Origin of the sequence: Haloplanus salinarum, assembly GCF_024498175.1 — an archaeon.
Classification (GTDB): domain Archaea; phylum Halobacteriota; class Halobacteria; order Halobacteriales; family Haloferacaceae; genus Haloplanus; species Haloplanus salinarum.
Map to the genome: position 1 here is coordinate 649,210 of NZ_CP101823.1, position 18,355 is coordinate 667,564.

Genomic DNA, 18,355 nt, shown 5'->3' on the forward strand with positions numbered 1-18,355 from the left:
TTCCGGGCGTTTAATACAGTCGCCCGTCGGATGGTGGGTATGGAACACGTCGACGTAGCCGTCGTCGGCGGCGGGCCCGCCGGATCGGCCGCGGCGCACGCGGCGGCCGAAGCCGGCGCGTCCGCACGCGTCTTCGAGAAGGGCGTTCCCCGCGACGACCGATCCGGACTCGGGCCGGACTCGACGGACGCCGCCGGCATCCTCGATTACTGGGTCGACATCATGGGCATCCATCCCGACGAGTTTCCCGACGACGTCTTGCTGTCGGAACTCGACCGCGCGGAGTTCGTCGGCCCCACGGAGTCCTGTGTCCTGCACAGCACGGGCATCGACTCCTCGTACGACACCTTCGGCTACACCTTCCACCGCGCCCGCTTCGACGACTGGCTCCGGGAGCGCGCCGAGTCCGCGGGCGCCGACTACCGCGTCGGCGTCTCCGTCCGCGACGTGGAGACGACCCTGGACGACGACCCCAGACACACCGTCAGGCTGGCCGACGGCGACGAGGTGACCGCCGACTCCGTGATCCTCGCCGACGGCCCACAGCGCACCGTCACCAACCGCGTGCTGGATCGGTACCTGCCGTACCCGGTGACCGACCGCCTCGGGACGACGACGGCAAACCACATCGCGTACCAGGAACACCGACGCCTGCCCCCGGCCGTCGCCGAGGACCTCCGCGGCGCCATCGCGTTCTGGTGGGGGTATATCCCCGGACACACCGCCTACCCGTGGATCTTCCCCAACGACGACGACGTCGCCCGGATCGGGCTCACGATGCCGATCGGTCTCGACCTGGACGCGGTGACCGACCCCGAGTCGTACGCCCTGCTCCGCCCCGACGACGAGACGGTCCCCGGCGGGAGCGAGTACCTCCGGCGCCTCCTCGAACACGAGTACGGCGACGAGTACGACGTCCCCGGGGACTTCCCGCTGGTCGAGGACCGGGGCAAGTCCGGCGGCACCGAAACCTACCCCATCTCCTCGACCCGACCGATCGACTCCCCGGTCGAGGCGGGCATCGCCGTCGTCGGCGGGGCGATGGGCACCACCTCGGCTTTCCACGAGGGGGGCGACCACGTCGCCGTCCGAACCGGTTCCATCGCGGGCGATCTGGCGGCGCGGGGCGACCTCTCGCGGTACAACGACGCCTGGAAGGACGCCATCGAGGACGAGATTCTGCGGAACGTGACGATGGCGGACATGGTCGCCGACTACGACCCGGACGACTGGGACCGCATCTTCCGCACCGGCCGCAAGATGCTCGCCAGCGAGAGCGGCTACCGGATGTTCGAACGGAAGTTCGGTGCCGGGTGGAACGCCATCAAACTACTCGTGGGCTATCGGTGGCGGAAGCGGCGCCTCCGGCGGGGCGGCTACGTCAACGTCCCCGCGGCCGACTACGTCTACTGACGCCGTGCCGCAAGAGGTTACCCGCTGGGCGCCCTCCTTCCACGTGCGTGCCTTCAGTCCCCGCCCGAGCATACCCACCAGGGCGCGATGACCGCGCGGCGAACCCGGGCACGCGACACGGGCTGCCGTCGCACAGCCGACCCAACCCCGCGACCGCCCGGCACGAGGGTTAGCCGGCCGACTCGGCACGCCGCCAGGGATGAGGCCGGACGTTAGTGTTCCGGGCGTACATCGACCTTTTGCAGCGCTCGCTCCGCTCGCTTGCAAAAGCTCGATCAAAAGCCTGCGTCAGTGGCTTCGCCCCTTCCTTGGCCTCGCGCTCGCATTCGCTCGCGCGAGTGAACTGGCGTCTTTGCGAGCGTAGCGAGCAAAGGCTCGGGAGACGACCGAAGGGAAGTCTCCCGGCGACCTACCGGACTCTACGAGCCACTCGGTCGCCAGATGCTGGTGCTCCAGTCCATTTTACTCGTTGAGGCAGGTTCTTCTTTATTGACGGCCCCGTTCTCGCCGAATTTCGGAAATTATCGATGGTGACCGGGCAGGAATGAGGTCTGGCGGGAGTTCTCAGGACTATCAAGTCGGAATGTTCATCCTGGATACAGTGCGGAGTTCAGAAGTCCCCGTATATCGCTGTATGTCGATGAACAAGAACTTGCGTGCAGTATCACTAACTAGTCCACAATCTTTTCGCTACCCCGCTTGTTACAGTCTAACGGTACGTTTTAATCGAGGTCATGATCTCTATGAAAACACTCCGCTCTCTCCTGACTCGCAGTCGTCCTGGGAAACTCGGACTCATCGAGGTCATAGCGATGGGTGTCGGCGGAATGGTCTCGGGCGGGATCTACGCCGTCCTCGGCGTTGCAATGCAGCAAGCCGGTAATGCAGTCCCGTTGTCGTATCTCATTGCGGGCGTCATCACTCTCCTCACTGCCTATTCCTATCTTCAACTCACGCTGCACTTCGGGGAACACGGTGGCGTCTTTTCATTCGCCGAGCACATCGTCGACAACCCGACTATCGCCGCGTACGTCGGGTGGGTTCTCGTCATCGGATACGTGGGTGTAATGGCGATGTACGCGTTCGCCTTCGGTGCCTACACGCTCACTGCCGCGAGAGCTATCGCAGGGATCGAACTCCCGCAACTCCTGCGGCCGATTATCTCGACCCTGGTCGTCGCTGCGTTCGTCGGTCTCAACCTCCGGGGCGTCCACGAGACTGGCCTCTTTGAAGATATCGCAGTGTACATCAAAATCATTATTTTGCTGTCGCTCGCAACCCTTGGAGTGATTTTTTATGATGGGAATGTGGCAGCACTCGACTTCTTCAGCAAAGGCGTCGTCAGCCCAATCGCAGGATTTGCCATCATATTCGTCTCCTACGAGGGCTTTCAACTTCTGGTCTATGACTACGAAGACATCGAGAACGTAGAACGAGTGTTGCCGATCGGGATGTACGTCGCCATCGCTATTTCGATACTGATCTACGTCTCAGTGTCGTTCATGGCGACACTTCACCTTACGCCAGAGCAACTTCTCGCCCATCAGGAAGTTGCACTCGCCGAGGCCGTCTCCAACATCCCCGTTCTCGGGGGTACTGGATTTGTTCTCGTCATCCTTTCGGCAATGAAAAGCACCTCGTCGGGTATCAACGCGACCTTGTTCGGTACCTCGCGGCTTGTCCATGAGATTGCGACAGAAGGTGCCCTCCCGCGCGTGTTTTCGTTCCGGAACCGAGAGGGAATCCCCGTCTACTCGTTGCTGATTATCGGTAGTCTGACGGCAGCACTCGCAGCCTTGGGAACTCTCAAACAGATCACTGAGTTCGGATCAGTGGCGTTTTTGATCTCGTTTGCAGTCACGAATTACACGAACATCGTGCTCGCCGACGAGACGGGGTCGAACCGCCTCATTCCAGTACTCGGTCTGGTCGGCACGGGAGTTGCGCTTCCGGTTGTTCTCTATCACCTCTATCAGTCTGACGTGGAGATTCTGCTCTGGATCGTGGGGATATTCGCGGTAGTCTTCCTCATTGAGTTCCTCTATATCGAGCGGAGTTCGTTTACGCCCGATTTAGACAGTGGGGGGAGAGACTGATCTAAACGATGGGATTTCAAAATGGCGGGACGACATCGTTCAGTATGGACTCACACCTTCACTTCCACCGAGCCTACTAGTAGAAACTCGGTCGGTAGTGTTCCGGTCGTACATTTTGAGTATACTATTAGCATTATTTGTGAATAATATGAATAACATCAACTACAGTCTATTATCGAAACCGGATTTCTCGCGGAGAGTCCCTTCGTCGCTGTATTTTCATGGAAACAGTCGATGAGGTAGCGTTGCGATAAGGAACGAGGCGGTCAAAGATTTGAGTGGATTATGCTCTCGTTCGACCGCCTCAGTGGCGATAGCGGTTGCATCGAGTTAGAATTTCCGGAGCGAGAGGCGACACCCGAGCCGGCGATGAAGCTCGGTATCCGACTCCATTTGGCTGGACTATCACTTTCGGATACAGTCTTGATTCTTGAGATGTTGGGTGTCGATCGTCATCGAAGCACCGTGCATCGATGGGTGCAGAAGGCCGATTTACAGCCGACAGGTGGTGCTGAGCCGAATCACGTTGCGGTCGATGAGACTGTGATTCAACTCAATGATGAGCGATATTGGCTGTACGCTGCTGTCGATCCCGATACCAACCGCCTGCTTCATGTTCGGCTCTATCCGACGAGAACCACTGCGATCACCTCGATGTTTCTCTCAGAATCACGTGAGAAACATCAGGTAGACGACGCAGTTTTTCTCGTCAACGGTGCACCGTGGTTGCAGGCAGCCTGTCACCGACACGGGCTACGATTCCAGCATGTTACACATGGGAATCGGAATGCCGTCGAACGTGTCTTCCGAGAAATCAAACAACGAACTAACCAATTTTCAAATACGTTTAGTCACGTCGAACCGAGTACCGCTGAAAACTGGTTACAAGCGTTTGCCTTCGCATGGAACCAGCTTATCTAGACACTACCCGATGATAGCGGCCCTAGAATGATGTCTGTCGGGAGTGCTATGTTCAGTACCTCACAAAGCATCGCCAGTTAGCGTGACCGGAGCCACCTGTTCTGTTGTGGTGAGTCATCGATTGCGGTTGAGCACCGCTGATCGAAGGCGGAGCTGTCGCTGTCGGCGGCGGTCAGCCGCCGACGCGACAGCGTTGCTACTTGCGATGACGCTTGCTCGGTCAGTGACTACCGGTAGAACCGGTCGTCAGGAGGTCGGTTCGCGGGGACGGCCCGACGCACCGAGAGGGCCGTCCACGCAGCCCCCCGAACCATATTGACGAACTCCTTGTACGGCCACCACCAGAGGCGACGCTCGCCCCGGCGGGGCGTCGCCACAAACTCGTAGTGCAGATACCGCCAAACGTTCTGTAGCAGTAGGTTCACTACGACGTACAGCAGTCTGACCGTCGCGTCTCGTGTCGTTGTCGTCGCTATCGCTTGCTCGGACAAGCGATAGCTCGACTCGATACCGAAGCGTTTCGAGTAGTGGTATCGAGCGTCGCGTGGTGTCTCGATGAACGGCGCGTCAGTGGCGTAGCCGTGACGCGCCACGCCGTTCTCGTCGTATCGTCCATTCAGATACGTACAGTCGATGTAGACGGGAAACTCGACGGTCCAGCTGTGACCGGCGAGTTTCCCTGTCAGGTCGTGTCGGATGACGCGACTCCACCCCTCCGAGAGTTCCTGCTGAATCGCCTCATCCCACCGAATGATCGGGACAACGTACGCGTAGGTGTGCGCTTGAAGCAACGTGAGACACTTGCTATCGTAGAATCCGCGATTGAGGTGACGGCCTTGACTTCGGTGTCAAGGTCGTCGAAAACGCCAAGGAACTCAGCGAGAACGCTGCTGGCGGTGTCGCTGTCTTCGAGACGGCGCACCGCCAGCGTGTAGCGTTTGCTCCGCACGCGTGCGTAGAGTGTCAGCGTAAGCGTGGAACGCAGTGGTTCCCCGCTTCGCTTCCGAGTGATAGAGGTGGTCTGTGTCTTCTTCGTCACCGTAGTAGGGCCGCAGGTGGAGGTCTGCGCAGACCTCCACCTGCTCGGGGAGTAGTTCGACGATGTCTCGGCGAAGAAGCCTGTTAGCGACTCGTTCGAGCCGTTCCGGCTCGAACTTCGTCCGGAGGTGGTAGAGAATCGTGTTCGCCGATGGCGAGTCTTCGCTGGAGTTGCACAGTGTCGAGATCGAGGTCCCGTCGGCGGTCGCGCCGACGAGGACCTCGTAGATGTCCTCAGCGTTGAGTTCAGCATTGTTCGCAAGACCGAGAGAAATTTCTTCGTCAAGCCGGTTGACGAGGAACTTAAGGAGCTTGTCTTCGTGTATTCCACTGTCTGCTTGCTGCTGTTTGCTAGGCACATTCGTAGCAAGCAGACATCTCAACTAACCGGCTTTGTGAGATACTGATGTTTCCTGTCAGGTGGTGATGTTTGTGCTGCATACAGAGCGCGAATCTAGCACGGTTCGATGGCACGTTTCCTGCCTTTTATTCACGAAGACTATACGAACTCGGGTTATCAGACCCGACGAAGATAGTCAGCGCAGTAATCTCCTCGTCAATATTGAAAAAGTCGTGTTCAAGTCCCTGTTCGACGAAAACCACATCGCCGCTCTCGACAGAATGTGTTTTATCTCCAATACGAATCATCCCCGACCCAGAGATAATGTAGTAGACTTCATTCTCTGTGTGAGGGTTCTTTGGCGACGCGGTTGGATATTTTCCTACCTCGATTGTTACGGACTCTTTGCTTAACACCTCTGCGACCTGTGCATCTTCCTCTTTGAGTCCCGTTATCAACTCTTCCGTGGAAACGCGAGTCATATCTGTTATTACCCTCTCGAAAGCTTCAAACTTCGCTTGGTTGGTCCGGGAGCGGCGGACGTGAAACCGCAGATCTTGCATTCAGCCGCCCACCAGCACACAGGTAGATACCGTCGTTTCGTCGTGTCTAGTGCGAGTTTTGATGAATTTCACGTATTACCTTGTTTGGGAACATCTGAAATAATCGGAGTCGTCCTGCTGAACTCATCCTCTGAGTCTTGCACAGCTGTTACTGACACATCGCGTATAGGTCGGGGTGAGGCGTGCAAGATGGAAGGCGCATATCTTGCACACGTTTCTTTTGTTCATCCGACTTGATCCAATTAATACAGACACCACACTTTTTGATTTGGCGAGGGCGATCTTGAGTATCCTGTGCCTGGAGCCGACCCAATACAGTGTCCATTTTGTGGGTGGACTGGTGACGAGGCTGAACTCGAACAGACAAATAATGGGCCCGCCTGCCCTGCTTGCGGGGAAACTGTAATGATCGAGTAACCGTACAGCAAGACGCTATCAAACTCGTCCCGCCACCGCACTTAGGTGGCTTGAAATATGAACACGATGTATGGTTCTTGACTCGGATGTCAGGACCCACGATTCACTGCAGACAAACCTCAAAAACGCAATCGAACGGGCACTCACACTGGAGACGTGGGTCTCCAGTTCCCGCGAGCGGATTGCCTCGAAATCGTTCATCAGTCGCCACACGCAGTTTGGTTCGGTGGACGAGTTCTGTGTGGCCAGCCCGTGTGACGATGACACTATTGGCGGCGTCCAACAGCTCTCGGCCGATGAACGCGACGCATTCGTAGCGCGGACAACTGATTTCGAGACATGGGCAGAAATGAAGGAAAGCGCAGCTGTCGAAGATCTCGTCACGCTTCAGAATATCTAATTACCCGAGTCCCGGAAGCGCAGCGAGCGTGTGATAGAGCGCGAAGCTAATTACGGTCCCGCCGACCATCGAGCCGACCCACGCCCCGACAGTGTAGACCGTCTTTGTGGTCGATATCCCGGCGGAGTCCGACGACCCGCCGACAAGTCCGGCCCCGACGATGCTAGAAATCATCACTTTGTTGAACGAGATGGGATAGCCGAGCGCGATTGCTGCCTGCGCGACGAGAAACGCAGGAATGAACGCTGCAATCGACCGCTTCGGCCCGAGTGAGGCATACTCGCGGGCCACAGCCTGGATGAGGCGTGGCGAACGGAACCATCCCCCGAGGAGAATTCCAAGGCCCCCGAGTGCGAGCAGGTACAGCGAGGGAAGGCCGAGCGACGATTCAAAGACGGCTTCCAGTGGCCCGGTGGCCAGTCCGACCTGCGACCCGCCGCTGGTGAACACGACGACGAGGGCGAGCGCGACCAGCATTCTGTTGATTCCGGTCGTCACGTCACGCCGGAGTTGCCAGTAGACCACTGTGAGCGTGAGAAGTCCGAGTACAACCCCAACGAGTACGATTCCGGCCTCGCCGAGCCCTATCGATGCGACGTTAAATTGACGGGTGATAACGCCCGCAATCGATCCTTGCTCGCTCTGGGGGGCCGGGAGAAACGATAGCTGGACGTTGGCGAGTGTGTAGCCGACGCCGGCGGCGAGCAGCGGAATGCTTAGCGTATCCGAGACCGTCTCATCCAGTAACAGCCACGCGAGACCGTACGCGAGGACGCCCTCGACGACCGGAATCGCAAACCAAAATCCCAGAATCTTAGCGTACGTCATGACCGCAAAGCCACCGCCAAGAGCGACACCCGCACCGATCGCTGCACCGGTGACCGTGAACGCTGAGGGAATAGGGTAACCGCGGGAGTTCCCGATCGTGATGAGTGTGGCTGCCGTGAGCAGCGTCGCAGTGGCTGCTAGTGGCGTGATCGTCACGCCGGTCACCAGCCCGTGACCAATCGTCTCGGAGATACTGCCACCCTGCGCAATGGCACCGAGACCGGCGACGAGGCCGACCAGTAGTGCCCCCCGAAGGGTGGACAACGCGTTCGCTCCGACGGCTGGCGCAATCGGGGCGGAGTTGCTGTTTGCCCCGACGGTAAATGACATAAAAAGCGATGCCACGAGCGCGACAGAGACTATTCCGATTACTGAGGACATAGGTGTCCAGGTTCAGACGGTGCTGTGACTCGGAGTAGGAGCCCGATACGCCACACTCTTGAACAGACACGTATGATTCTGTTGGTAGCGTTCGCGCGTCTCGTGGAACTGATCACAGCCCCCGTCTATTTGACTCTCCTCATCGTTCGACCCGAGTCTGCTACCGCGCCGCCTGGTCGATGAATATCAACGGATTCCGGTGAAACCCGATACGGAATGCGGAAGTAGGAATATTTTGGATCTGAGGTTCCTTAGAATGGGATAACACATTCACCGAGCCTACTAGTAGTTTCTCGCCCGGTAGTGTTCCGGGCGTACATTTCACAGACACTCTCTGAGCGGGAGCTCTCGCCAGCCCAGTCAGCAGTATGATTTTGCGGGAGTAGCAGCAACGTGTAGGTATGTCCGAGGGAGAATCCCGGCGGATCGCACACGAGCTGAAGAGCGAGCCGCACATTCGTGGCCGCCGGGTCAGCGTCCGTCAGGTGTATGCCCTCGTCGAAGAACGTGGTGAAGACCCCGAGGCTGTTGCCGATCGGTACGACCTCGACGTCGCTGACGTGTATCACGCGCTGGCTTACTATCACGATCATCCGCGAGAGATGCGTGACGTAGAAGAGGAGCGCGACGATGCGATAGCGGACTTCCGCGAGTCGATCAACCGTCCCGAAGGCGTCGATCCCGATGCCGCCTGAGATGAGCGGGTGGCGCTTTCTCCTCGATGAGAACATCGATCCAAAGACAGCCACGTACTTATCGAAAGAAGAAATTCACGCCGAGCACGTCCGTGACGCGCTCCGGCAAGGAGCCGATGACGAAGCGGATGTCTTACCGTACGCCCGAGAACACGAACTGATCGTCGTGACGAGCGACGTGAAAGATTTCGGTGGGTTACCATCCGACGCTCATGCTGGTGTCGTCCTGCTCTATGAGGATACGATGCCGGCGTATCAGGTCGCGTCTGGTCCAATTACGATGACCGACGCGTATCCGAATCGAGATTCGTTCGGTGGCCGCGAGGAACTCGATCCGTGGGTTTGATCCGGGATGCTGATTTTACGATCTTGAGGCCTTCAAATCAGCCAAGACACTTCCACCTACCTTACTAGTAGAAATTCGTCCGGTAGTGTTCCGGGCACGCATTTCGAGTATACTATCGAAAGTATATGCAAATAATACAGATAGCCTCAGTCGGAATCTATCATTGAATGAGATTCACCCGTAGTAGCCTCTCTTTCTCGCCGGATCACGGAAACAGTCGATGATGACGAGCCTGGAATAAGGTTTGCCCGCTCTCTACGACGCTCGCCGCCGTTACGCTCGGGAGGAGTGACCCCAACGGCAAGAGTCGGTCGTTCGGAGAGAAAACGATAGGTTAGTCGGATGTGAATCTCCGACAATGACCGACTCGTTTTGGTATCCGTCGGTCGAAGATGTACTCGACATCCACGAGGACATCGTCTCGGAGTACCCAGACACCAGCTCGGGCGTCCGGAGTCGCGGAGATATCGAATTCGCACTGGAGTACGTCAGCGAAGGGAGCTTCGGGTCGGTTCCGAAGACGATTCACGAGAAGTCATTTCATCTGCTTCGGCTCCTCGTCGCCAACCACCCGTTCGTGGACGGTAACAAGCGCACCGCACTCAACACGACGACGGTATTCTATCTGCTCAACGGTCGCCGGTTCGAATACGACAACGAAACCAGAGGGATACTGGCGAAGTTCGGTACCGACGAGAAGGCTGTCGATGAGGACGACGTACTCGAATATCTCCGAACACACACGACCGAAGTCGATTTGCACGAAGTGGTCGAACGATGGCGAGGCGACCTCGTCGAGTACGGACTTGCTCAGCTGTCCGATGAATCGTTGGACCCGAACGATTAACCGAACTCGTGGTCAAGATGTGGACATGGCGACGGAAGAGCAGCCAGGCGACCGAACGCCACTCGACGATGTGATGGAAGACATTCGCCGAGAGCTTGTGTTGCGCGTTGCCAAGGCTGATCGGGACGAACATCGCGAGATCTACGACGCCCTCGAAAACGAGTAGCGGTTTCACGTCCATCTGTTCTCGATTCGCAGAAACGTGAGTTACACTCCCGGCGAGCCTGCTAGTAGCTTCTCGCCCGGTAGCGTTCCGGGCACGCATTTCGGATCCACCCCGGTAACCACGCTCTCCAAGGATCCCCCAGCCGACGACGGACGCTCGCGTCGGTCGGACCGGAGCCGGGCTGAGTGCCGTCGAGATCCAACCTCGGAATCGATTGCCGCCGCTGTGACGATGGGTGCCGACGACTCGATCACGGCCGTCGATCCGACCGTCGTCGACGCCATCCGATCCGGATCGCGCTCCTGGAGTTCAGCTTCGGTCCCGGCGGTCTCCCCCGGGCAACCGGTCGCCTTCGAGGGGGAATTTTTCGGATGCCATCCCGCGACCCCGATCCGTCACGCCCGGGACCCGACACTCGTCGACACGGCGAATCCGCGTACTGCGCCGATCTCGGACTCCGGATCACCACTCTGCGAGTACACCGTCGTCGGTTCGCCATAGTGGTGGAGACCACTCCGAGCTGTCTTCGCTACGTGATCTCACTCTCTCTTCGTCGATTTCGACTCCTAACCCGGGACCGCTCGGGAGTTCCATCGTTCCGCCCTCGTAATCGAGAACGTGGGGATTGGACAGGTACTCCCGGAGCCCCCCTCGGTCGTTATACTGCATATTCAGACTTTGTTCCTGAATGAACGCGTTGGACACTGTCGCGTCGACCTGTACGGAGGACGCGAGGGCGATCGGCCCAAGTGGACAGTGGGGGGCGACGCTGATATCGTAGGCTTCGGCCATCGTCGCGATTTTTCGCACTTCGGTGATGCCACCGGCGTGCGAGAGATCGGGTTGGATGATGTCGACATGCCCCGCTTCAAACAAGGGCTTGTAATCCCACCGGGAAAAGAGACGCTCGCCAGTCGCGATGGGAATCGTCGTGTGTCTGGCTATCTCTCCGATCGCATCCGAATGCTCGGGGACCACTGGTTCCTCGATGAACATCGGGTTAAGCGGCTCGAGCTCCGTGACGAGCTGTTTAGCGACCGTTTTCGTGGTCCGACCGTGCAGGTCAACACCGATATCCACCTCGGGTCCGACGGCTTCCCTGACCGCGGCCACTCGATCACGGGCCTTTCGAATCTGTGCGGGCGATTCTACCCGTTCGAGGCCCTCGGTAGCCAACATCTTCACCGCGGTAAAGCCCTCCTCGACCTTCTCGACGGCCGCCTGTGTCACCTCGTCGACCGTCTCGCCGGTCACCCATTGATACACACGCATCCGGTCACGGACGGGTCCGCCCAGAAGCTCGTAGACGGGTTTACCCATCCGTTTTCCTTTTATGTCCCAGAGAGCCTGGTCGATACCTGCGATCGCACTCATCAAGATCGGACCACCCCGGTAGAAGTCCCCCCTGTACAGCACCTGCCAATGTTCCTCGATCGGTGCTGGATCTTCGCCCAACAAATGCCGGTCTACGAGCTGGCGGACGGCGGCGGCAACAGGTCCTGCTTTCCCCTCGATCACGGGTTCCCCCCATCCGACTGTGCCGTCACTCGTCTCTAGCTTGAGAAACAACCAGCGGGGTGGTACCCGATAGAGTTCGTAGTCGATGATCTCCGTCATACGATTCAGTCAAAGAGGGCATTCCAGTCCTATTTATAAATTTGCCACCACTTCCGAGAAACCGAACGGCCGTCGGGAGTAGCGCCGACGACCCGTCGATGACCGTCGAGTCCCGGTGGGATGCCCCGAACCCAAGGGATATATCCGCGCGTCCGGTAGATTCCACCGAGATGAACCACCGAAGCGTGCCGGAGACACACTGGGGGCCCGCGACCGATTCCGTCCGAACCGGGGGCCGGTAGCGTGCCCTGGGGCGTCAACACGGAGTTCACCGAGGACGAGCCACAGGACGTGGAGATCGAAGAGGACGGAGAGAAAGTCGACCGCAGCGAGGAGGGGTCCGAGACCACCGAGGACTTCGACATCGACGAGGCGATTTCGAACCTGGACTGATACGGATTAGTGTAACTGTTCACCGGTGGTTCGCCGGACTGTCCTGGCGAACCACCGGTGCTGACTTACAATAAACAGTATGAACGGCTCGCCCGTATCGGACTCCGACGGCCGGGTCCCCGGGGCCGCACTGGTCCGCGTGTCACGAACGGGAGAACTCGAACCCACGACTAGCCGTGTGGACGTCTCGGACGGAGGGGGCGACGAGTGGCCGATCCGTCGCCGGCACGCGTCGCCGCGGACCGCGAAGTATAGGGTCGTCGGCACGAAGTAGGGGGCGTGACATTCGACGCGCTTCCCGACGGCTGGACGGTCTGGCACGAGGAGTCCGAGGGGCGGGCGATCCTGGCCTACCGTCCCGACGTGTTCGACACCGAGGCCTTCCCTGCGCCCTGTCTCCCGACTGTCTACCTCTCCCCGGGGTCGCCCCGGCGTCGGCCCGGGAGCGGGGAAAGCGACGGATGGACCGTCACGCTGTATCTCGAACCCGAAGTCGAGGCGCGGGTCGAGTCGGCGGACGACCGGCCGGCTGCCGTCGAGACGGCGGTCGAGTTCGCCCGCGCGTTCGCCGCCGGCGATGTCGACTACCGCGAGGTCTACCAGGTCCCACGGGAGGCGTACTTCGAGCGCCTCGACGAACTGCTCGGTCGCGAGGCTTAACCGACCGGGTCGTGAACGTTCGGGTATGTCGGAGGTCACGCTCATCGGAACGCGCCTCGCAGAGGTGGGCCGCGAGTTCGTCTTCCGCGGCGAATCCAGCGCCTGCGAGGGCTGTCCCTACCGCGGTCAGTGTCTCGACCTCTCTCCAGGGACCCGGTACCGGATCACGGGCGTTCGCGAGGGCGCTCAAACGCTCGACTGTGCCGTCCACGACGGCGGCGTTCGCGCCGTCGAGGTCGAACCGGCATCCATCCCCGCGAACGTGCCATCGAAGGGAGCCTACGCCGGCAGCAAGACGGAGTTGGCCGGGTCGTGTCCGTACACCGACTGTCCGAGTCACACCTACTGTGTCCCCGACGGCGCGGAACTCGGCGCGGAGTACCGCATCGACGAGGTGGTGGGCGACCCACCCCACGACTACTGTATGCTGGACCGTGACCTCACGCTGGTCGAACTCGCGCCCCGCGAGGAGTGACCGTCCGCCGGGTCCGCGACGTCGGCCAGTCGGCCGACTCGCTCGCCCGCGTACCCGAACACGCTCTCGTACCCCTCGGCCGACATCAGGATTGGATAGAAGGGCTCGTCGGCCACCCGGTCGTCGCCGTCGGCCGCCGCGAACGGGACGCCGGCGGGCACTCGCTCGAAGTTCTCGACGAACACTTCGTGTTCGGTCGCCGGCGCCTTCGGCACGCGTCCGGTGAGACGGAAGATCGGCACGTCGCCATCGGCCGTCTCCAGACCGGCCTCCGACGGCAGCACGCCCGCCGCGGCGAGGAACGCGTCGATCACCAGTCGGGCGTTCTCGGCAGCCCCGTCGGACCACTGCAGTCCACACTCCACCTCGACGGTGCCGGGGTAGTCGATCAGCCGACCCCCGGCGTACGCGTCCGTCTCGACGACCGCGTCGATGGGGAGGTGCGCACAGAGCGACGCCGTCTCCGGATCGACCGTGTCGACCAGGGCGAAGGGGTCGGCGTACGACTGCGTGGAGTGAAGCGCGAGCGTCGTACAGTCCTCCACTTCGGCCAGCAGCCGCGGTGCCAGTCGCCGCTCGTGGCTCTCCGCGTTCTCGTCGCCGGGGAACGCCCGGTTCAGGTCGTCGTCCAGATATCGCACGTCGCGGTCCAGGGCACCCTCGTTGGCGACGACGAACTTCACCGGCCGCCGGAACGACGGCGGGTCGGAAAGCAGTTCGTCGACCGCGCGGGGGCCGCAGGGTTCGTCGCCGTGGACCGCCGCGACGACCGCCACCTGGGGGTCGTCGCCGAACTCTCGTATCCTCATTGTACACACCTGGTCCCGGGCGTTGAAGTGCGTTTCCGTCCCGTCGTCCCCACCGCAGGTGTTAGGCCGGTGGACCGACTGGGTTCGGTATGGACGACCACACCCGGGACTACGAGGTGGGACCGCCGGTGTCGGGCGATCCGACCGGGTGGAGTGCGGACCGCGCCCCGTCGAACGGGTGGGAACACGGAACCCTCCGCCGCGCGGTGATCCACGGCGTCCGCCTCTACAACGCCGGCGCGTTCCACGAGTCACACGACTGCTTCGAGGACGAGTGGTACAACTACGGGAGCGGGACCACCGAGAGCGCCTTCCTCCACGGGATGGTACAGGTCGCGGCGGGCGCGTACAAGCACTTCGACTTCGAGAACGACGACGGAATGTGTAGTCTCTTCGAGACGGCGCTCCAGTACCTCGGCGGCATCCCCGACGACTACTACGGCGTCGACCTCGTCGACGTGCGGACGACGCTCACGGACGCGTGCGACGACCCGACCACTCTCCACGGGTGGCGGATCGCCCTCGACGGATCGACCCCCGAAGCGACGGACGTCGACTTCTCGTACGCCGAACGGCTGGAGTGAGTCGAGCCGGGGTTCGGCGCCGCCGCCGGCTCCCCTCCGGCGCCTAGCGGAAGGTCAATCGGCCTTCGGCGACGCTCGATCGCCTCAATATTATTTGAAATCGCAGAAATTATATTTTCAACCAAAAATATTATATAACTCGGCCGTGCGGAGCTTCGCTCACGAGCCACGGAATCGAAATCGTCGTTGCCGGTGGAATATAGATCGATTAACGACCCTGAAATGTCCTTTGAACTGCTGAGAGTTTCTCCTTGGCGTCGAGACCGTGACCGGAATCGTACGCGGGAATCCGATCCGTTCGAGTGGCAATTAGACGTCGATATATCGTCTTTGAGACGCTGAAAGACCGTATAGGCTTCCAACCAGGTGCGATACGGTTCGGATCGACGTCTTCACGCCCGGCCTGGGTTCGATCGCGACGTTTCTCGCAAACATACAATATTTATAGAATATATCGAAATATTATAAGAAGCGTGTCCGGCCATCGGATCTCGTCGGTAACGGATCCCGTGCCCCGGGCGTCTTCCCCGTGTACGAACCGGGCGGGCTACGCCATTCCGGCCTCTTCGAGCGCCCGTTCGAGCGACAGTCCCTCGTGAATCAGGCTCTCGACGTTCCGCTCCGTCTCGGCGGTCGCGGTGACGTCCTCGACCGCGTCGCGTTCGATCACGACGACGCCGGATTCGTCGGCGACGACGACGTCGCCCGGCTCGATCGGCGCGCCGCCGACTGTCACCGGGACGTTCCGATCGATCTCCTCGGTCCCACTCGGCCCACGGGGTGTGAGGGCCCGGGCGAAGACGGGGGACCCGAGGTCCCGGATGCCGTCGAGGTCCCGGACCGCCCCGTTCGTGACGACCCCGTTCACCCCGACCTTCGACGCGTACGTCGAGGGATCTTCAGCCCGAGCGGCGTCGAACTGCTCCCTGCGGCCGTCGGCGTCCTGCACGCCGGGAACGGGGACGACCCCAACCGCGCCATCTTCGAGGCGGCCAGCTTCGGGCGGGACGCGGACACCACGGCAGCCTCGTGGGCAACGTCGTCGGCACCCTCCACGGCGCGAGCAGTCTCGACGACGAGTGGATCGAAGACTGCGAGGCGGCGAACAAGGAGTTCTTCCGCGAACTACACGGCGATCCGGACCACGGGTTCCGCACGATGGCCGACCGCCTGGTCGACGCCCTCCGTGACGAACGCCGCCGAGCCGAACGGCGCGCCGAGTTCCTGGACGAGGGACTGAACGCGGACCCCCGGTGACCGTCGGGCGCCGTCTCCGGGTTCGTTCCGACGGGTCTCCGGTCCTCCCTTCGATGGTGCGCCCGGACCGCGATACCGTCTCCGGCGGTTTTGATAACAAAAGTACTTTTGTGACGGTTATCGCGTCGTCGGTCCGCCGATCAGATCGACTCGACGTAGTGGTGGTCGTCCGGTACCGGGTTCGCGTCCTCCGGGAGCAGGGCCACGACGAGGTACTGCGTGTACCCCTCGAGATATTCGAGCAGCGTCGCGATCCGGTTGGCGTCGATCGCCTCCATCGAGTCGAGGAGCATGAACGGGACCGTTTCGTACACCTCGTGGGCGAGAAAGCCCGCCAGCGCGAAGACGAAGCCGGTCACTTCCCGTTCGCTCTCCGACAGGTGTCCGATCCGGTCCTCGTAGGACGTCCCGCCGTCCGTCCGCCGGACGACGTGCAGTTCGAAGGCCGTCTTGGACACCTTCTCCCGCCCGTCACGGACCCGGGTTTCGGTGCGCTCGATCCAGATCCGTTCCAGGTTCTCGTAGTCGAGCAGGTCGAGCACCGTGTCCATGTGGTCGTTGAACTCGGTGATCGCCTCCCGCTCGATGCGGGCGATCCGGGTCCGCAGCGACTCGATCTCGTCCCCGAGTTCCTCCCGTCGCGCACGGAGTTCGGACTCCTCGTCCAGTCGCTCCTCGATCGTCGCGATGTTCTCCTCGACCCGTTCGAGGTCGTTCTCGAGGGATCCCAGGTCGTATTCGAGCTGGTTGGCCTCCTTGTGGAGGTCGAGGACATCCTCGTAGGTGTCGTCCTCGAGCGTCGCGATCTGTCGTTCGATCCCCTCCATCTCGTCCCGGAGCTCGTCGCGCCGCTCCGCGAGCTCGGCGGCCCGCTCCTCGGTCCGTTCGATCTTCGCGTCGAGTTCCCGACGCTCGCGCTCGAGCTGCTCGCGGCGACGTTGCTCCGCTTCGAGTTCGTCGCGTCGCTCCTTCAGTTCGGCGAGTTCGTCGTCGATGTCGCCGATCTCCCCGACCGCCCGCTGGTTCAGGTCGCGCAGCGTGTCGACGGTCTCCTCGATCTGTTCGGCGTCGACGTCGCTTCCACACGTCCAGCACGTGACCGTCTTCCCCGGCACCAGCCCGTCCGTTATCTCGCCGCCCTCGCGGTCGTCGCTCAGGACGTCGACGACGTCGCCGGTCCCCTCCTCCAACATCTCCTCGTTGAACTGGATGATGCTTCGGACGTCGGTCACCTCGGTTTCGAGGCGCTGTTTTCGATCACGGAGCCGGTCGATCCGGGATTCGAGGTCCTCGAGTTCCCCCGCGGGCGTTTCCGAGAGGTCGTCGTACTCGTCGGCTCGCTCCGCCCGTTCGGACCGGAGCGATTCGAGGCTGTTCCGCTCGGTTTCGAGGTCGTAGCGAACCGTCTCGAGGGACGACCGTTTGTCGCGGAGTTTCTCGAGTTTCTCCTCGAGTTCCGCCCGCTCCTCGCGGCTCTGTTCGACGTCGGCGTCGGTGGACTCGATCCGCGCTTCGACGTCCCGAAGTTCGCCTTCGGTCTCCTCGATGTCGGCTTTCAATCCCGTGCGCTTCTCCTCTAACGCGGGGAGCCGTGCCTTGAGGTCGTCCAACTCGTCGAGTTCCCGTGTAATCTCCCGCCGTTGGTCGACCAGTCGGTCGATTTCCGACTGGATCTCGTCGGTGTCGATCGGCCGCATGATGATATCGCGGAGGTCCGCATCCGTCGTGACGGCGCGCCGTGCCTCGTTCGATTCGAGGAGGAACGCGAAGAGGTCGGCCAGCGTCGGATCGTCGAGGTACGGGGTTCCGCTCGGCCGAACGTGCCCGTTTCGTCGCTCAAGCGTGCGCGTGAACGTCTCGCCGTCGAGTGCCAGCTCGACGCGGGCCTCGTCGGCGTCGGCCTTCATCGAGACGTCCTCGCTCCCCAGGGCGGCCATGATCGCCTGCAGGAACGAGGTCCTGTTGGTCGCGTTTCGACCGGTCAACACGGTCACGCCCGGTTCGAGCGTCACCGCCGTCTCGTCGATCCCCCCGATATTCCGTACGGTTACGTGTGTCTCCCCGGTCGCCTGTTCCGTGCTCATACGGATCACACGTGCGGTTGCCTAT

At 60.9% G+C, this 18,355-nt stretch carries 19 protein-coding genes and 2 pseudogenes; 13 read left to right on the plus strand and 8 right to left on the minus strand.

Annotation, left to right across the window (positions count from 1 at the left end; translation table 11 throughout):
• The first annotated feature begins 39 nt into the window (after positions 1–39).
• From NO364_RS03430 to NO364_RS03440, 3 genes are all read left to right on the plus strand, one after another.
• The gene (locus NO364_RS03430) at positions 40–1,413 is read left to right on the plus strand and encodes an NAD(P)/FAD-dependent oxidoreductase (protein WP_157688620.1); all 1,374 of its coding nucleotides are present in this window, start codon (positions 40–42) and stop codon (positions 1,411–1,413) included.
• A 743-nt stretch (positions 1,414–2,156) separates the two neighbouring features.
• Entirely contained in the window at positions 2,157–3,509 is a 1,353-nt protein-coding gene (locus tag NO364_RS03435) for an APC family permease (RefSeq protein ID WP_257628531.1), read from the plus strand.
• A gap of 285 nt (positions 3,510–3,794) precedes the next feature.
• Positions 3,795–4,430 carry an IS6 family transposase gene (locus tag NO364_RS03440; protein ID WP_257628532.1) on the plus strand — a complete coding sequence of 212 codons (636 nt, stop codon included), beginning with the start codon at positions 3,795–3,797 and terminating at the stop codon, positions 4,428–4,430.
• 227 nt (positions 4,431–4,657) lie between these two features.
• Here the strand turns inward: NO364_RS03440 and NO364_RS03445 are convergent.
• Both NO364_RS03445 and NO364_RS03450 read right to left on the minus strand, forming a co-directional pair.
• A pseudogene (locus tag NO364_RS03445) lies at positions 4,658–5,827 on the minus strand (ISH3 family transposase).
• A gap of 127 nt (positions 5,828–5,954) precedes the next feature.
• A complete protein-coding gene (locus NO364_RS03450) occupies positions 5,955–6,371 on the minus strand; it encodes a cupin domain-containing protein (protein WP_199243748.1) in 417 nt (138 codons plus the stop codon).
• A 487-nt stretch (positions 6,372–6,858) separates the two neighbouring features.
• On the opposite strand from NO364_RS03450, the gene NO364_RS03455 reads away from it, so the two are divergent.
• Positions 6,859–7,188 (plus strand): hypothetical protein, encoded by a 330-nt coding sequence (locus NO364_RS03455; RefSeq protein ID WP_157688617.1) that lies wholly within the window; start codon positions 6,859–6,861, stop codon positions 7,186–7,188.
• Here NO364_RS03455 and NO364_RS03460 read toward each other — a convergent pair whose 3' ends face one another.
• Positions 7,189–8,397, minus strand: coding sequence for an inorganic phosphate transporter (locus NO364_RS03460; RefSeq protein ID WP_257628533.1), 1,209 nt, complete (start codon positions 8,395–8,397; stop codon positions 7,189–7,191). It abuts the gene before it with no gap.
• A 401-nt stretch (positions 8,398–8,798) separates the two neighbouring features.
• On the opposite strand from NO364_RS03460, the gene NO364_RS03465 reads away from it, so the two are divergent.
• From NO364_RS03465 to NO364_RS03480, 4 genes are all read left to right on the plus strand, one after another.
• Positions 8,799–9,092, plus strand: coding sequence for a DUF433 domain-containing protein (locus tag NO364_RS03465; RefSeq protein ID WP_257628534.1), 294 nt, complete (start codon positions 8,799–8,801; stop codon positions 9,090–9,092).
• Positions 9,082–9,438, plus strand: coding sequence for a DUF5615 family PIN-like protein (locus NO364_RS03470; RefSeq protein WP_257628535.1), 357 nt, complete (start codon positions 9,082–9,084; stop codon positions 9,436–9,438). The genes NO364_RS03465 and NO364_RS03470 overlap by 11 nt, the downstream gene beginning before the upstream one ends.
• A 358-nt stretch (positions 9,439–9,796) precedes the next feature.
• The gene (locus tag NO364_RS03475; protein WP_157688615.1) at positions 9,797–10,285 is read left to right on the plus strand and encodes a type II toxin-antitoxin system death-on-curing family toxin; all 489 of its coding nucleotides are present in this window, start codon (positions 9,797–9,799) and stop codon (positions 10,283–10,285) included.
• 25 nt (positions 10,286–10,310) lie between these two features.
• The gene (locus NO364_RS03480; RefSeq protein WP_199243746.1) at positions 10,311–10,451 is read left to right on the plus strand and encodes a hypothetical protein; all 141 of its coding nucleotides are present in this window, start codon (positions 10,311–10,313) and stop codon (positions 10,449–10,451) included.
• 41 nt (positions 10,452–10,492) lie between these two features.
• On the opposite strand, the gene NO364_RS03485 is transcribed toward NO364_RS03480, so the two are convergent.
• Together NO364_RS03485 and dgoD are read right to left on the minus strand one after the other, a co-directional pair.
• Complete coding sequence (locus tag NO364_RS03485) at positions 10,493–10,735, minus strand: hypothetical protein (RefSeq protein ID WP_157688614.1); 243 nt, start codon at positions 10,733–10,735, stop codon at positions 10,493–10,495.
• A gap of 178 nt (positions 10,736–10,913) precedes the next feature.
• Positions 10,914–12,068 carry a galactonate dehydratase gene (gene dgoD, locus NO364_RS03490; protein WP_157688613.1) on the minus strand — a complete coding sequence of 385 codons (1,155 nt, stop codon included), beginning with the start codon at positions 12,066–12,068 and terminating at the stop codon, positions 10,914–10,916.
• A 243-nt stretch (positions 12,069–12,311) separates the two neighbouring features.
• On the opposite strand from dgoD, the gene NO364_RS03495 reads away from it, so the two are divergent.
• The 3 genes from NO364_RS03495 (at position 12,312) to NO364_RS03505 (ending at position 13,596) form a co-directional block, all read left to right on the plus strand.
• On the plus strand, positions 12,312–12,461 hold the full coding sequence (locus NO364_RS03495) for a hypothetical protein (protein ID WP_157688612.1): 150 nt from the start codon (positions 12,312–12,314) through the stop codon (positions 12,459–12,461).
• 279 nt (positions 12,462–12,740) lie between these two features.
• On the plus strand, positions 12,741–13,121 hold the full coding sequence (locus NO364_RS03500; RefSeq protein WP_157688611.1) for a DUF5820 family protein: 381 nt from the start codon (positions 12,741–12,743) through the stop codon (positions 13,119–13,121).
• 25 nt (positions 13,122–13,146) lie between these two features.
• On the plus strand, positions 13,147–13,596 hold the full coding sequence (locus tag NO364_RS03505) for a UPF0179 family protein (RefSeq protein ID WP_157688610.1): 450 nt from the start codon (positions 13,147–13,149) through the stop codon (positions 13,594–13,596).
• On the opposite strand, the gene NO364_RS03510 is transcribed toward NO364_RS03505, so the two are convergent.
• Positions 13,539–14,405: a M14 family metallopeptidase gene (locus tag NO364_RS03510; RefSeq protein WP_257628536.1), complete on the minus strand. Its 867-nt coding sequence runs from the start codon at positions 14,403–14,405 to the stop codon at positions 13,539–13,541. The two genes, NO364_RS03505 and NO364_RS03510, sit on opposite strands and share 58 nt — an antisense overlap.
• 89 nt (positions 14,406–14,494) lie before the next feature.
• Here NO364_RS03510 and NO364_RS03515 point away from each other — a divergent pair, with 89 nt between their 5' ends.
• Positions 14,495–14,989, plus strand: a complete 495-nt coding sequence (locus NO364_RS03515; RefSeq protein WP_257628537.1) for a DUF309 domain-containing protein — start codon at positions 14,495–14,497, stop codon at positions 14,987–14,989.
• Between the two features lie 547 nt (positions 14,990–15,536).
• Here NO364_RS03515 and NO364_RS03520 read toward each other — a convergent pair.
• Positions 15,537–15,956, minus strand: a pseudogene (locus NO364_RS03520) (RraA family protein); the annotation flags it as partial.
• A gap of 62 nt (positions 15,957–16,018) precedes the next feature.
• Between NO364_RS03520 and NO364_RS03525 the strand changes: the two are divergent.
• A complete protein-coding gene (locus NO364_RS03525; protein ID WP_257629159.1) occupies positions 16,019–16,246 on the plus strand; it encodes a hypothetical protein in 228 nt (75 codons plus the stop codon).
• Between the two features lie 140 nt (positions 16,247–16,386).
• Here NO364_RS03525 and NO364_RS03530 read toward each other — a convergent pair whose 3' ends face one another.
• Positions 16,387–18,330, minus strand: coding sequence for an archaea-specific SMC-related protein (locus NO364_RS03530; protein ID WP_157688607.1), 1,944 nt, complete (start codon positions 18,328–18,330; stop codon positions 16,387–16,389).
• Positions 18,331–18,355 lie beyond the last annotated feature (25 nt).

Coding starts and splice junctions, on each gene's coding strand:
- dgoD (WP_157688613.1), bottom strand. CDS start 12,068: ATGACGGAGATCATCGACTACGAACTCTATCGGGTACCACCCCGCTGG.
- NO364_RS03530 (WP_157688607.1), bottom strand. CDS start 18,330: ATGAGCACGGAACAGGCGACCGGGGAGACACACGTAACCGTACGGAAT.
- NO364_RS03440 (WP_257628532.1), top strand. CDS start 3,795: ATGCTCTCGTTCGACCGCCTCAGTGGCGATAGCGGTTGCATCGAGTTA.
- NO364_RS03515 (WP_257628537.1), top strand. CDS start 14,495: ATGGACGACCACACCCGGGACTACGAGGTGGGACCGCCGGTGTCGGGC.
- NO364_RS03455 (WP_157688617.1), top strand. CDS start 6,859: ATGGTTCTTGACTCGGATGTCAGGACCCACGATTCACTGCAGACAAAC.
- NO364_RS03450 (WP_199243748.1), bottom strand. CDS start 6,371: ATGCAAGATCTGCGGTTTCACGTCCGCCGCTCCCGGACCAACCAAGCG.
- NO364_RS03480 (WP_199243746.1), top strand. CDS start 10,311: ATGGCGACGGAAGAGCAGCCAGGCGACCGAACGCCACTCGACGATGTG.
- NO364_RS03470 (WP_257628535.1), top strand. CDS start 9,082: ATGCCGCCTGAGATGAGCGGGTGGCGCTTTCTCCTCGATGAGAACATC.
- NO364_RS03505 (WP_157688610.1), top strand. CDS start 13,147: ATGTCGGAGGTCACGCTCATCGGAACGCGCCTCGCAGAGGTGGGCCGC.
- NO364_RS03430 (WP_157688620.1), top strand. CDS start 40: ATGGAACACGTCGACGTAGCCGTCGTCGGCGGCGGGCCCGCCGGATCG.
- NO364_RS03465 (WP_257628534.1), top strand. CDS start 8,799: ATGTCCGAGGGAGAATCCCGGCGGATCGCACACGAGCTGAAGAGCGAG.
- NO364_RS03435 (WP_257628531.1), top strand. CDS start 2,157: ATGAAAACACTCCGCTCTCTCCTGACTCGCAGTCGTCCTGGGAAACTC.
- NO364_RS03475 (WP_157688615.1), top strand. CDS start 9,797: ATGACCGACTCGTTTTGGTATCCGTCGGTCGAAGATGTACTCGACATC.
- NO364_RS03460 (WP_257628533.1), bottom strand. CDS start 8,397: ATGTCCTCAGTAATCGGAATAGTCTCTGTCGCGCTCGTGGCATCGCTT.
- NO364_RS03485 (WP_157688614.1), bottom strand. CDS start 10,735: ATGGCGTCGACGACGGTCGGATCGACGGCCGTGATCGAGTCGTCGGCA.
- NO364_RS03510 (WP_257628536.1), bottom strand. CDS start 14,405: ATGAGGATACGAGAGTTCGGCGACGACCCCCAGGTGGCGGTCGTCGCG.